Origin of the sequence: Mycobacterium lepromatosis (assembly GCF_000975265.2) — a bacterium.
Taxonomy (GTDB): domain Bacteria; phylum Actinomycetota; class Actinomycetes; order Mycobacteriales; family Mycobacteriaceae; genus Mycobacterium; species Mycobacterium lepromatosis.
Genome location: NZ_CP083405.1, coordinates 1,070,971 through 1,083,982, shown reverse-complemented (window position 1 = coordinate 1,083,982; position 13,012 = coordinate 1,070,971). Strand labels below are relative to the sequence as shown.

The 13,012-nt window shown below is 55.7% G+C and carries 15 protein-coding genes and 4 pseudogenes; 13 read left to right on the top strand and 6 right to left on the bottom strand.

Annotated features, from left to right (window positions below; all coding sequences use genetic code 11):
- Positions 1 to 484: 484 nt before the first annotated feature.
- Together MLPF_RS05070 and MLPF_RS05065 are read right to left on the bottom strand one after the other, a co-directional pair.
- On the bottom strand, positions 485 to 643 hold the full coding sequence (locus MLPF_RS05070) for a hypothetical protein (RefSeq protein WP_193386717.1): 159 nt from the start codon (positions 641 to 643) through the stop codon (positions 485 to 487).
- A gap of 30 nt (positions 644 to 673) precedes the next feature.
- Positions 674 to 823 carry a hypothetical protein gene (locus MLPF_RS05065; RefSeq protein ID WP_156146979.1) on the bottom strand — a complete coding sequence of 50 codons (150 nt, stop codon included), beginning with the start codon at positions 821 to 823 and terminating at the stop codon, positions 674 to 676.
- 598 nt (positions 824 to 1,421) lie between these two features.
- On the opposite strand from MLPF_RS05065, the gene MLPF_RS05060 reads away from it, so the two are divergent.
- Positions 1,422 to 1,766, top strand: coding sequence for a DUF732 domain-containing protein (locus MLPF_RS05060; protein ID WP_236684873.1), 345 nt, complete (start codon positions 1,422 to 1,424; stop codon positions 1,764 to 1,766).
- Here the strand turns inward: MLPF_RS05060 and MLPF_RS05055 are convergent.
- Together MLPF_RS05055 and MLPF_RS05050 are read right to left on the bottom strand one after the other, a co-directional pair.
- Entirely contained in the window at positions 1,763 to 2,044 is a 282-nt protein-coding gene (locus MLPF_RS05055; RefSeq protein ID WP_162196885.1) for a DUF3017 domain-containing protein, read from the bottom strand. The two genes, MLPF_RS05060 and MLPF_RS05055, sit on opposite strands and share 4 nt — an antisense overlap.
- The gene (locus MLPF_RS05050; RefSeq protein WP_045842641.1) at positions 2,041 to 2,889 is read right to left on the bottom strand and encodes a bifunctional methylenetetrahydrofolate dehydrogenase/methenyltetrahydrofolate cyclohydrolase; all 849 of its coding nucleotides are present in this window, start codon (positions 2,887 to 2,889) and stop codon (positions 2,041 to 2,043) included. The genes MLPF_RS05055 and MLPF_RS05050 overlap by 4 nt, the downstream gene beginning before the upstream one ends.
- 71 nt (positions 2,890 to 2,960) lie before the next feature.
- Between MLPF_RS05050 and MLPF_RS17140 the strand changes: the two genes are divergently transcribed.
- From MLPF_RS17140 to MLPF_RS05020, 8 genes and pseudogenes are all read left to right on the top strand, one after another.
- Positions 2,961 to 3,119 (top strand): hypothetical protein, encoded by a 159-nt coding sequence (locus MLPF_RS17140; RefSeq protein WP_236684872.1) that lies wholly within the window; start codon positions 2,961 to 2,963, stop codon positions 3,117 to 3,119.
- Between the two features lie 221 nt (positions 3,120 to 3,340).
- Positions 3,341 to 3,412: pseudogene (locus MLPF_RS17135) on the top strand (hypothetical protein); the annotation flags it as partial.
- Between the two features lie 155 nt (positions 3,413 to 3,567).
- Entirely contained in the window at positions 3,568 to 3,690 is a 123-nt protein-coding gene (locus MLPF_RS15585) for a hypothetical protein (protein WP_282435839.1), read from the top strand.
- 404 nt (positions 3,691 to 4,094) lie between these two features.
- The gene (locus MLPF_RS05040; protein ID WP_427901949.1) at positions 4,095 to 4,337 is read left to right on the top strand and encodes an FHA domain-containing protein; all 243 of its coding nucleotides are present in this window, start codon (positions 4,095 to 4,097) and stop codon (positions 4,335 to 4,337) included.
- 490 nt (positions 4,338 to 4,827) lie between these two features.
- Positions 4,828 to 5,103 (top strand): hypothetical protein, encoded by a 276-nt coding sequence (locus MLPF_RS05035; protein ID WP_162196881.1) that lies wholly within the window; start codon positions 4,828 to 4,830, stop codon positions 5,101 to 5,103.
- Positions 5,100 to 5,279, top strand: coding sequence for an ATP-binding cassette domain-containing protein (locus tag MLPF_RS05030; RefSeq protein ID WP_052696432.1), 180 nt, complete (start codon positions 5,100 to 5,102; stop codon positions 5,277 to 5,279). The genes MLPF_RS05035 and MLPF_RS05030 overlap by 4 nt, the downstream gene beginning before the upstream one ends.
- A complete protein-coding gene (locus tag MLPF_RS05025) occupies positions 5,264 to 5,521 on the top strand; it encodes a hypothetical protein (protein WP_052696431.1) in 258 nt (85 codons plus the stop codon). Before MLPF_RS05030 ends, MLPF_RS05025 begins: the two co-directional genes overlap by 16 nt.
- Positions 5,522 to 6,324: 803 nt before the next feature.
- Positions 6,325 to 6,555, top strand: a complete 231-nt coding sequence (locus tag MLPF_RS05020; RefSeq protein WP_237817231.1) for a hypothetical protein — start codon at positions 6,325 to 6,327, stop codon at positions 6,553 to 6,555.
- Here the strand turns inward: MLPF_RS05020 and MLPF_RS05015 are convergent.
- Together MLPF_RS05015 and MLPF_RS05010 are read right to left on the bottom strand one after the other, a co-directional pair.
- On the bottom strand, positions 6,552 to 6,722 hold the full coding sequence (locus MLPF_RS05015) for a hypothetical protein (protein ID WP_237817104.1): 171 nt from the start codon (positions 6,720 to 6,722) through the stop codon (positions 6,552 to 6,554). The genes MLPF_RS05020 and MLPF_RS05015 overlap by 4 nt on opposite strands.
- A gap of 1,621 nt (positions 6,723 to 8,343) precedes the next feature.
- Positions 8,344 to 8,795: pseudogene (locus tag MLPF_RS05010) on the bottom strand (winged helix-turn-helix transcriptional regulator).
- 771 nt (positions 8,796 to 9,566) lie between these two features.
- Here MLPF_RS05010 and MLPF_RS17130 point away from each other — a divergent pair.
- The 4 genes and pseudogenes from MLPF_RS17130 (at position 9,567) to MLPF_RS04985 (ending at position 12,807) form a co-directional block, all read left to right on the top strand.
- Positions 9,567 to 10,756 (top strand): annotated as a pseudogene (locus MLPF_RS17130) (aminotransferase class III-fold pyridoxal phosphate-dependent enzyme).
- 10 nt (positions 10,757 to 10,766) lie between these two features.
- A pseudogene (locus MLPF_RS04990) lies at positions 10,767 to 12,173 on the top strand (APC family permease).
- Between the two features lie 46 nt (positions 12,174 to 12,219).
- Complete coding sequence (locus tag MLPF_RS15580; RefSeq protein ID WP_272946119.1) at positions 12,220 to 12,342, top strand: hypothetical protein; 123 nt, start codon at positions 12,220 to 12,222, stop codon at positions 12,340 to 12,342.
- A 150-nt stretch (positions 12,343 to 12,492) separates the two neighbouring features.
- Positions 12,493 to 12,807: a universal stress protein gene (locus tag MLPF_RS04985; RefSeq protein ID WP_236685080.1), complete on the top strand. Its 315-nt coding sequence runs from the start codon at positions 12,493 to 12,495 to the stop codon at positions 12,805 to 12,807.
- The last annotated feature ends 205 nt before the right edge of the window (positions 12,808 to 13,012 follow it).

Genomic DNA, 13,012 nt, shown 5'->3' with positions numbered 1-13,012 from the left:
CGCCACAGGCCACCGCCCAATCGCGGTGGCTATGGAACGGGCTGCACTGCTGCTCAGCTAAGTGATACATCCGAACCAGCAACAAAGCCGCGGAGAAGAGGGTCTCGAGCTACCGCTGGCTAAATACACCACAAGGTCCTTAGGGCTAAGCGCCTTGCTCTGAATTGCGCTGGTCTACAGCATAACTAAGATTTTAATCGCATCATCCACAACCGGGTCAGCTCCAGAACATAGTAATTCGTCTGCGAAGAACTGACCGAGCAATCGACCATACCGGAGTGTTTCGGTCAGCCAAGTCTGCCAACCGACAAGCATCTGCACCGTCGACGATGGTGGAAAATCAAGCCGAACGACGTCACTGTCAGAGGTTTCGGAGATCGCGAAAGTCATCGACGTCGTCACCCTAAAGTTGTCGTCGCCACCAACGCGAAGTGCTCAGAACAGATCAGGATTGTCGTGACCAGACACGGTGACCACGTCGCCACTAGGCAACACCCACCGTGGCCGACTGCAGCACGTCACAGGTAAGACCAGCGTACCGGGAATCCGCTCCAAGCCCTAAACCCTCGACACCGATGGCCTGGAGAGGTGCCCATGGGGGATCACCCGGCCGGCGCCGGTCAACGCCCGATGGAACCCGCATACAAATATAGTTGTCGACGCTACCGTGACATTAGCCGCTGCCGCTATCACAATTCGCCGCGCCGGACAGCCCGTGCAGGTCCAGCACCCTGGTGCCAGAGATGGTCGATGCCCCGATATACAAATGCTCAACGCCGCTCGGGGCGATCTTGGGCTTGTTTGCCGTCGCTAACGCAAACATCTTTTGGACATCCGTCTGCGATGAGACCCTGACGACGGCAGCTTGATTAGAGCCGTTACTTGCTTTCCCGCGGCAAACGCAATGCCACTGGCTGGCAGCAGAATAATGACGCCGATGACGAGGTAAAGGGCACTAACCGACAATCGGGTCCGCCATAATTAGCGCAGTGCCGAACACAGCTCCAGTCGTCAATGCGTCGACGGCGCCACGAAGAAACGCCTACGTGACATCCCAGATTCAATGCACGAACCCGATTCTTCGTCATGGGCCAGACTCTTAGCAAGCGCACATATGAAAATCCTTTGCCATGGCACGTGTCCAGATCACCGTGTGGCTTAGATCCGCCCTAAACACACTGCACCGCTCGTGATCTACTAATCCGATATCCCTAGCTCACGGCGGGACATGAAACGTATAATTGCGCAAAAATTTATCTCCATGTGCTGCAAATGTGACTGCTATAGATCAATGTTCCTAAGGTTGATGTTGAGTGCCCTAAAGACACTCCAAAACTGGGGAGCCTGTCATGAACACGCCGGCGAGAAGTGACCACTGGATTTGGCTATTTCGCCTTCAGCCATTGACCATTGGACTGCTGGTGGCGACCACCGCCCTTTTCACCGCAGCAGCGTTTGAAGTATCATCCGAGGCGGACACAATTGACGATAACTTCATCAACGCACTGAATCACGCCGGCGTCAACTTCGGCGAACCAAGAAGCGCGATGACACTGGGCCAGTACGTCTGCCCGATACTCGCCAAATCGGGTGGCAACTTCGCCGCTGCCGTACAGCGCATTCGGGGAAACAGCAGCATGTCCCCGCAGATGGCGGAAACCTTCGCCAGGATCGCGATTTCAATATACTGTCCCACGTTGATGGCCAACGTAGCCAGCGGCAACATCCCCAGTCTGCCGTCAGGCCCGGGTGTACCGGGAATCTAGCCGGTGCCCAGCGGGTCGATGGTCGACGCGATGTAGACCATCGCGGTACCGACTAACGCCGTTGTCACCAAGTCGATACTCTTGCCGCGCACCATCAACAGGCCAGCTCGGTCGTCGGATAACACCAGTCGCAGCACCGCTGCTACGCCAACACCGATACCGATCAGTAGCGCACCACGACGCCAGAAGTTTGCCCCCACCAGCACGAAAGCTGCAGCGAAGATCATCGCAACCAGGAGAATCGGCCATTGCGATCGCAACGTCGCACGCACGTTTATTGCCGCCCTTCGGCCAATTCGACAACGTTGGTCAACAGAAACACCCGGGTAAGCGGGCCAACACCACCAGGATTCGGTGAGACGTGACCGGCGACCTCCCAGACATCCGGATGCACGTCGCCGACGAGCCTAGTCTCGATCCGGCTGACACCGACGTCGACCACCACAGCGCCGGGACGCACCATATCTGCGGTCAGCAGATATGGCACACCTACGGCGGCTACAATGATGTCGGCCTGCTTGGTTAACGCGGCCAGATTGCGAGTTCCTTTGTGGCACAAAGTCACCGTGGCGTTCTCGAAGCGGCGTGTAAGCAGCAGCCCCAGCGGGCGACCAACCGTAACACCGCGCCCGATGATTACAACGTGTGCGCCGGCGATCTCGACGCCGTAGCGCCGTAGTAGGTGCACAATGCCACGCGCGGTACACGGCAGCGGCGCCGGGGCGGACAGCACTAGCCGACCGAGGTTCGTCGGGTGCAGTCCGTCGGCGTCCTTGGCCGGGTCGATACGCTCCAACGCCGTATTCTCGTCCAGGTACTTAGGCAGCGGCAACTGCACGATATAGCCGGTACAAGCGGGGTTGGCGTTCAGTTCCTCGATGGTGTCATGCAGCGCGGCTGTCGTGATGTCGGCGGGCAAATCGCGGCGAATCGATGCGATGCCCACCTTCACGCAGTCGGCGTGCTTGCCACGAACATAGACCTGTGATCCGGGATCGTCACCGACCAGGACGGTGCCCAGTCCGGGCGTGCGACCGGATTCAATTAATGAGGCCACACGTTGCTTGAGGTCGATGAGGATCTCGTCTCGGATGGCCTTGCCGTCCAGCGTGACTGCGCCCACGTCGGACAGTCTGGCATAGTCTACCGGAGTCGGTATATTCACGATCCGTTGCAGGCGGTTAGGCTCCAGATATGGCCGACACGCCGGACGCGTTCAGCCGAGCTCAACTCGATCCGTTCACGCTGTGTAACCGTGTCATCAAGGCCGCGACATTCGAGACGCGCACGCCAGATGCACTGGTGAACGATGACTTGATCGAATACCACCAGCAAACGGCGGGGTGGGCATAACCACCGTCGCATATTGCGCTCTTCCCCTGATGGCCACACCAACGGCAATCAAATCTGGATGCTTCCGGAGACAGTAACCGGGTTATGTTGGCTGACCGAAGGGATCCACGCGGAGGGCGCGTCGGTGAGCGCGCAGATCAGTTATGCGGGGTCCGGTAGCCGATGCTCACTCCAACAAGGCCACTGCCTTGGCGCCAGTGTGGTTCTTCAATCCGATCTGGATGCGGATCGCCGAGAAATGGGCCGACGCACGGGGTGATGTCCCACTGGCCTTCATTCACAAGACCCGCGAGGAAATCGACGATGTGCTGGCTTGCCACCTGCCTGGCCGTCAACACCAGTTTCGACAATGTCGAAATTCCACTCGGGGCTAAAACTATTTTGGCGAGTGCATTTCTGTCGCCGATGGCCAACCATCAAGATAGCGAGTTCGACAGGTCGCGAGGCGTTGGCTGACACCGAACTATCACCGGTTGGGCGACAGTGTGTCGATACGGCGCTGCGGCGCATTGATGAGCTACGCGCTGTGATCAAGTCACTAGTTTTGCTCTACGACATCACCAGCCGATAAGCGTTGGATCTAACGATGGCGAGGAGCATAGAGTCCGTCGCAGTGGCCCGGGATGCTACTTGCCAAACCCAATTTGGCCAATTTAGTCAACTGGATCGCGGGCCCACTGTGATCAGAAGCAAGTACGTTCGGCATGCACGCACTGCAACCAGTACATGCTAGCCAGACTACACGCACACCCGTTGCGTCGTGACCGGGACACTCGACGGGTTGCCCCGCTGATGCTGAGTCTTAGCCCGGCACCTGCATATGCGCTACGCAAAGCAGATCTTCAGCGGCTTACGACATCGTTCGCGACAAATGCTGCGATCATGCTACGAGCTACAGTTGGACCGATGATTCCACCGGCGCTAACCGTATGGCACGATGGTTTGGCGTGAACGTTCACAACAGGCCATGACGTGGTGGTCGGACGCGACCTCCGAGCCGACACGCGTATCGCGTACCCGCTAATTCCGCGTGCTCATCTGTTGATGCGTCTCTACCAGGGCAAATGCCTGGCGATCGATAACGACTCGCTGGATGGGACTTTCACCAACGGGAGGCACGTCCCTATGGTCAACATCGACGGCGAGCAAAGTATCAACATCGGAAATCCCGACGAGCCAGTGCTGAAGTTCGAGATGGGGCGACTTGTGTGGGGATGACAGTGATCCCACCACAAACCAAGTCGATGCGCATCAAGCAGATTAGCCGCAGCGGCTCCAGTCATCCGGAACAGTTTAGCCAGGCCCTGGAACGTCGCAGTCTGGATGTCAACCCAATTAGGCCTCGCCAACCAGCGTCGGGACGCTACCCCGGAGCACTCCCGCCACTAGGATCACCAGAACAACCTAATCTAATACATCCGGCGCGGCCGCCCGCATTTTGCTAGCTCAACGCGACTACCAACCAACTTACATCAGCACCCGTATCTAGCCCAGCGTAGGTTCCTCTACGCCGCCCACCCAGATCCATATGTAGCTTGGATTCACCAAACCACTGAAGCTATCGAATCTGACAACAAAAATGATCCACGCCATTTTGTCGTCCAAGTCCGGGGTGCTGCAAAAGCCGGTCAGCGCGGCAACCATAGGCTGTACGACCGACAATGATATCCTCATCCAAGATGTCTTAGCATCACGCTGATAATGCGTTTTGACTCGGACAACGTTGGGCACTGATATCCGCGATGCGCACAGCGTCAACGGGACCGTCATCAAAGCGGCCAGTGTGGGGTCCGTTGTGCTGAACGAAGGCGATATGGTCTTCATCGGCAACGTCGACCTGATACTCACCCAAGACACCCTGGTTCTCCGCAACGAATCCGCGGCACGCGGCGGCAGCCTGGCGGTGAACGGGTGTGCTTCCCAGGCGCACCACGGAAAGCACTGCTCGACCAGCTCACACTCACCGCCCGCCTCGGGAGGTTGACCGCCATCATTGGCGGGTCCGGCACCGGCAAGACCACACTGTCCAGGCTGATCGCGGGATACAACGGTCCGAATTCCGACTCGGTGACCTTCGATGGCGACAACATTCACACCAAGTACGTCGATGCGCAGCAGGATCGTCATGCCCCTATGACGACGTCATGCACCGCCAGTTAACGGTCAACCAGGCCCTCGGCTACGCGACCGAACTTCGGTTGCCCCCCAACACCAGCAAAGCCAATCGGACCCAGATACTCGAAGAATTCGAGCTAGCTCGGCACACCGACATCCAAATCGACAAGCTCTCCGGCGGCCAACGCAAACTCACCGCGGGCGGGAACTTGAACTGCTTACCGGACCGTCGCGGCTCATCCTGGACTAGCCCAGCAGCACCGGATTCAACCCCGATGACCCAATGAACTCAGAACCCAACAAAGCCGCGCATATCTTAACGCTGCTCGATCTCGCTGCAGTGTTCCTTGGCACTGCACTCACGATCCGCGACCTCGTCCTCAAGAGCATTATCGTCTGCAGCGAGCAAGCGGTTGGCCCTATAAAACATCAGCTTATCTAGCGGCCAAGATGCCATTTATAGTTAAGTTTGCCATTATCCAATCAACAATCGCGACGCCAACGTGATCTTGGGCAAAAGCACCCAACCTGGCGTGGTGCGGTGTTCGGCCATCCCACTCTGGAGCTGTTCGTCGCTGAGGTCGCGACCTTTGTGACGTGCGCAATCTTAGGTTGGGTACTGTTGGCCATGGCCAACTCTCACAAGCAGATCATGCCACTGCTCGTAGTGACCTTGCATGTTGCAGCTGGTTCATTCCGGTAAATATAACCCCACTTACCAATCGGATCTTCCTGGACCAACTGGCCCGGCTGGTGCCCTCGCGCTGGGTGTTAGCGACACCGGCGTCGTGAGCTCAGACACTAGGCAGCCGGTTCTATCCGAGTAGCACTGCACGCAGCCTTGGCGCTTGTCCTCGAAGCCGTGGGCGCAAGGAAGGTGGACCTCAAGCGGCTAGTCAGCAGTTCTCACCGACTACCTGTTCATTTGTCTGATCACCGTCGATGCCGGCTTCCGTGCGAGCCAGTATTGAACGGTGCATCGCTGGGGTAATTGAAGCCTAGGGTGTTGTTGATTTTTGTGTGGTTGAGGGGTGTGGTGGGGATCGGTGGTGTGGGTTGTGTTGGTGGTTTAGGGTTGGTCGCGGCGTAGGTGGGCTGCTTGCAAGGGCCGCCGAGTAGTTGGTGTTGGTCGCCGGCCGCGACATCGAAGCTGGCGATGCTGGGGGTGCGTATGGTGTGGCGGGTGGCCGGGGATCAGTTGCGCTTTTCTGGTGATGTGTTAGCCCGCCACGCGCATAAGTCACCAGATCACGCCGTGGATGGCTTTTATCTTCCTTCCGCGGTCGATCTCCACAAAAAGTCAAGTACTGCCCTAGGCTAGAGCACCGCCGTACGCGTCATCACCGGCTGCGAGGTCATCGACGAACTGTGAAACCAACACGGCACCAACACAGCCGGGGGCACACCGGCTGGCCGAGGGCCGGTGAACAAACAGACACCCCACAGCCATAGCATGCACCCGAAAGCGCCCCCAACACCCAGCGCCAACAAGATCTAGGCTAGCCCACCAAACTCCCGACCGTATCGGCCAGCGATGGCACACCAGAACACTACTTCACCTGCCACCTATGAAACCGACCAACAATTCCTGCCACAAACACCAACACCCCCGGCCACCACACAACAACAACGGTGATCACCTTGACCATCTGTTCGTGGGTATGCTGGAAGTTGGCAGAATAACCTACGCTTGACTGTCCTGCACTTCAGCAGGGCACGTTCGTGGGTAAGCAGGATCCTTTGCTGTTCGAGGCTGATGTCAGCCCGGGTCTTGTCATCGGCGTCAATTGATCATCACAAGTCGAGGCTGAGTACTTGAAGTAGACGAGCCAGCCGACGAAGATTCACGTCCACAACGAACCGCGGATTACGTAATGGCACCGGTCACATCTTGGTCGTCGACCCGACGCCGAGGTCCTCGGACATCAGTTAGATGGTGATGTGGTCCGCCGGCAGCCGGTCTAGGGCAAAACGCGACAGAATCGTTATTCACCAAGATGAAAAGTCGACCTCGGTACGCGGAATACCCATGCCGCCAGGCACATCCCTGACCGTGAGGCGTTGCCGCAGTTTGCCGATCAGGGCCAGGGCCCACATCGATGATCCGATCGTCAAGTATCTCGACGGTATCCCTGTTGGAGGACCGAGTTACCTTGCTATAGTTGGCAAAGAGGCAGAGCGAACTTTAGTAAATACGCCAACGATCAGGCTTTTAGGCAAGCATATTTTGTTGATCTACATCGCCACTTCAGTCCTCGGAAGCTGCTCGTATACGCATTATCTCGGCTACCGTAGTGTTAGCTGGAGAGGCATTGCACTACTTTAACACCGATGACTATTCTGCTGGGTCTGGTGGTGGAAAAGGTCAGCAGATAGTCGCGCAGCGACTATCTGCTGGAACGCATCATCACACCGCTTATAGTGATTCATATCAGTTTTCCTATAACGAACGGGTAGTTCCTGAGCCGCACACTCGAGGCTACGCCCATTTTAACTGCAAACCGGTGCGGGAGGCCACGGAAACCGACTGGGTCCGTCCTCAGTCTGGACCGCCGGGACGATGATTTCCACGCTCGAATACTGGCACTTCTGGACGGTCACGGTCCACCATCGGCGAGCTGTTCAATCCGGAGATGCAACGGTAACGACTGGAGACTGTGGATGAGCCAGCGTTCCAGTAAAGATCTGATATTGGTTGGGAATCTGTAACTTTGCCGTATGGATCGGGCACAACGGCACTTTGCCCGGTCACGAAATCATGGCGGTCTACTTACCGGATGAGCAACTAACACTCGTCAATCTCCCCAAGCCAATATCGATTATATTGATGACGCCGCGAGTAGGACGCTGGCCGCAGTCCTTATCAAGATCGTATCCTTAGATTACGTCTAAGCGTTTGAGTCCGTAAATCCAGAAGATAGTTTTTCGCATAAAGTAAGCGGGTGGCCGACATGCACCGCGCGATCTGTTCCAGCACCTGCGGATGCAGCTTAAGCACATTAGGACCAATTCGGTATACGAAAGAATACTACGTATATCGCATATGGCGAATCACATCGACATTTGGGTTGACGCGTCTGATGGGTGGGACAACCAGCCACTTGGTACACTAGGTTCGTATGCGGTCGATGAGGTTCGATAGAACGACGATGCTTTCACTGTGCTCGATATCAGCGTTTGAAAAGATGCGTTCGAACGCTGTCACCAAGTGCTGCATGTTACGGGCGAACAAGTGGAAGGAAGGCGTCAGACGTTCCGGTAACCGTCAGCGATACTGTTAACCATAGGGGGATATTCACCCACGCTGTCTGCAACTGATCGTGAGCAATCCTGCTGTGGCAAAAACCATATATCATCGGCCTGGGTGTTACAGTCTAAAGTATTGCGGTTGACGCTAGTGGTGAAGTCCTTGGTCACGTCCTTTTCAAGTATCCGATCGACACATCGTTTGACTGCCGGTGCGGACAAATTCACCTGCTGTCTGATCTCGGTACAGGTGGCTCGCGCATGCTTGGCCAGCTCGACGAAGATATGCTCGTTGGTGTTATCTAGGAGATTCAACATCGCTCCCTTGCACTTATCCTTTTGTGCAATAGATCGTCGCAGATGCAAATCATTCGCTACGAATTCGCTATTAAAAAATGGTTGTCGTTTTGCTTGTCAATCAAGAAAAAATTATTTTTTATTCATGACGGATTACTATGTCAAGACCGCCTGTTCTCGGTCGAGAACTTTGGCGTGGCAAGCCGACAAGCAGTAAGGCAACACACCCCGATCGCGTCGATATGCGATGACCTCGCCGACCTATTTCGGAGTCGAGTATATGCAATCAGCTAGTGACCACTCGTCGCGTCAATGAGAGACAGAGAGAAGTATTGTTGATGGGGGCAATAGTGTTGGCGTGATGAGGATTTCGTGCCTACTGTAGCGCACACGCCGAAATCTCCGTGGCACTGGGGAAGTCGGTGCTTTCCCTCGAACTGGTCGGTTCCGGTTTCTATTACTTAAGACGCCGCGCTAGGGATTCTAGATATTACCGTATAATTGCGTTCTACTCTCCGGGGCCCAGTACAACTATGCAGGATCAACTGTACGCGCTTTTTCCCTACACCATTGTGTTCGCTAACGCCGATGTCTATGTGTTTCGGGGTATTAAATCATGTCTTATGGCTTACACGTTGTTCTTCATTCTGTTGCAACAGATTTAGCTACACAGCTTCGTGAAATAGGCTTTGACGGTAGTTCGGTCAAGTGTTGCATGTCGGATGTTTTCCCATGGCAATTTTCGACGCTCCAGCTTAGGAGCTTGTGGCCACAGAACAAACTTAAGAGGTGATTGCTTTAACGGACAAGAATGCAACGTATAACTATACGATAGTATTGGTGATAACAGCAAGAGTTGGGGCGCGTGGATCACCGATCTCGACGGCAGGCGCTACCTGGATTGCTTGGCCGCCGAATAGGCGGCCAAGCAATCCAGGTAGCGCCTGCCGTCGAGCTCATTGCGGTGGCCCACGCTCAACTCGACACCGTTATGATTGGTGAGTCGGGCTTTCCATTCCGACAATGTCGGATCGTTTTCCGCTGCGCTTGTCCAGTTGTGCGGAAAAGACGTGGTGTTGCCGATGAACTCCGGCGCTGAAGCAGTGGAAAACTGCCTCAAGGTCACCCGCAAGTAGGGTAGCAGAGGTCAAAGGCGTTCCCTAGTGTCAGGAACACATTATCTTGGCCGACAACAACTTCCATGGTTGCATGATCAGCGGCGGCAGATTTTCGTCTGATCCAGTAGTGCTACGCAGAGTTGAGCTTTTAACATCAGGATGTCGTTCGATGATACCGCGGCTTCGGCTGAAGCGATCGACGACAACACCATCGTGGTGCGACTTGAGCCTCTCCTAGGAGAGGCCGACATCATTGTTCCTCCAGACGACTACCTGCTGGCCGTGCAGGCATTAGGCAGCGAGCACAACGTGCTGATGATCGCCGACAAAATCCAGTCGAGTTGGCCCGCACCGGCTATATTTTTGTGCGTGACCCCCTGGGGGCGTAGCATTGACTCTTTGTCTGCTTGGTAAGGTGTTCAGCGTCGGCGAGGTTCCACTGTCGGCGGTGGTCGCAGACCCCGGGCTTCTCGGTGTGTTTCATTCCGGTGAGCACGGTTCGACGTTCGGTAGCAACCCGTTGACCTCGGCAATCGGTACGACGGTTGTTTACATGTTGGCCCGTGGGGAATTCCAGGCTCGATCGGCTTAATTGTGCGTGCATCTGTGTCGCTGTCTGCGGATGACTGATTGGCGACGGCGTGTCGGCCGCTGCACGGCTTGGGATTGTGGTCAGGCGTCGCTATGGAGCCGACGCTGGCCACCGGCAAAGAATGAAGCCTGCGGTTGGCCGGCCGTGGTGTGGCTGGTGAAGGACACCCGCGGTTCAGCGCTACGGTGCGCACTTACACTGAGATCATAAATGCTTGGGAGATCGACTGGTCGGTACTGTGTTCCTTCGCCGCGTTGAGGGAGGTTTGATAATCAGCTGATCCAACAATTCCGGAAGTGCAATGACGTTCCTGTCGCTCAGCCTGACAAAGCAGATGCCGCGGCCTCTGCCCACCTCAAACGGAGTATTGGCACGTTCGACCTGGGGCGTTCGGGATTCGGCCGACAATTATACCAGCATTTTCTTTGTGCTGTACCAGGCGAGGTCAGAATCAGGCTCTGGGATGATAATCTTGCTTGTCGTCATGGGTGTTGCGGCTATGCGGAACTAGTTTCCGCGGGCTCGGGTTAATCGTATTCGTACTTAATACACCACGCTAAACGAGGCCGTTGAGATTAGGTGTGGGTGCTTGCTTGTTGTTGAAGTAAGGAGTGGCTATCGCCGCGATCGGTTGGAGCGGTTACGTCAACAAGCTGTTGCGAAACTTATTCGGATTCGAGATGTTGCAGGCTTTGTCGGCCGTGTCGTGGAACTCGGCACAGGGTTATGTGAATCTGCCGGTCTTCATCCTGATCGGAATGTGTGGCTTATTTTGATCTGCGCCACCAGCGAGTCGGCTAAGGTCAGCGCGATCATGGTGCTGAATCAAGCTCGGTGTGCTGGGCATTTCATAGTCATCGCGTTCAGCGCTTACGACGCCAACTATCATCAAGGTTTTAACGCCATTCGGCGTCGCCGGCATCAGTGCGGCGGCGGACACGATTTTCTCTTTCATTGGCCTTGATATCTTGTCGACCTCGGGTGACGAGAGAAAAACCCGCAGAAGATGATGCCTTGAGCACTGATCGCGGTGCCGATAGTCGTCACAAGCGTGTATGTGTTTGTCGCGCTCGCTGCGTTGGGCACTCAGCCGTGGCAGAAGTTCGGTGGGCAGCAAGAAGCCGGGCTGGTGAAGATCCTCGACCACGTTACGCACGGCAAGTGGGCCACCACTATCCTGGCTACCGGTGTGGTGATTTCGATCTTTACCATCATGTTGGTCACGACGTATGGTCAGACGCGCGTCCTGTTTGCCATGGACCGCGAAGGATTGTTGTTTGCCGACTTAGCTTGCGACGGTTAATTTGCGCAAGATGATTCCGGTAGCCAATACGATCCTCGTTGCGACGGCTGCATCGATGCTGACTGTCGTCGTACCGCTGTCTGATTTGGTGGACATGGTGTCCTTAGGCGCGCTTACTGGCATTCATCGTCGTGTCTACCGGGGTGATCATCCTGCGCGTGTGTGAGCCCAACCTGTCGCATATGTTCAAAGTGCCTGGTTATCCGGTGACACGGGTACTTTCAGTGCTGGCGTGTGGATATCTTCTCGCCAGCCTGCTCTGGTATATTTAGAGTTTAGATTGCATTCAGCGGATGATCGCACTGGCTCTGATCTTCTGCCCTGGCGTGGGGAGTCATCACAGCGCGATCAACTTATTCGCGGTACTGGTCGCATCGCGATAAGAGCCCAGCAGAACAAAGTGTTCAACAATCCTCCGAAGGAAATGTTGTGACTGTCGTTGCCGGCTACCTGGCTGGCAAGGTCGGGTTGTCAGGATTACACCTAGCCGTACGCACCGCGCGGGTGCCGAGAACGTCGCTAACCGTAGCGATCATCGTGTCGAAACCGTGACTGATTCCGTCACGGGCGCGTATCGATGCCGAATAAGGGCAATGGGTAGATTGCCTTACCGCGGACTCGGCGAATGAGGACCAGAAGCATTTAGACAACATGGCTGACAGGATCAAGATCAACTAATGCCACAGCGCGTACCATTCGGTCGTGGCTGGGTTTATCGAGGTGGTCGAGGAAGTCGACGCTGAGATCCTGGTTTTGGGGTCGTTTTTGAACGGTGGACGCGGGCAGGGGAAGGTGGTAATCGGTTCGACGGCTGACTGGCTGCTGCGTTCGTCGTCGGTGTCAGTAGCGATTCACTCTCCCCGGATATCGTGGTCACACCTGCAAGCTATCGTGGGTGACGTGTTTCTATTCGACTATCCTGGATGCAGTCGATGGGGTGAGGCGCTGCTTTCAGTCCGCCAAACAATTTCGGGGTACTTACGTGGGTGGCCAGCTTCGCGATGCGCGGCCAGATGATGTATTCACCGGGGATCGGTTGGGACGTTGAGGATTCGCTCCTCGGCCCGTGGGTGTCGTAAGCGCGAGAGAATCTGGAAATATGAAGATTTATGGAATAGTCGACGAAGACGTTGTATTGCAAGTGGTTATCGATTACTAGTAGAGATAGGCTGCTCGGTGCAGTGAACTGGGAGGAGGGAGAGATCGACCGGGTACTCCGCGG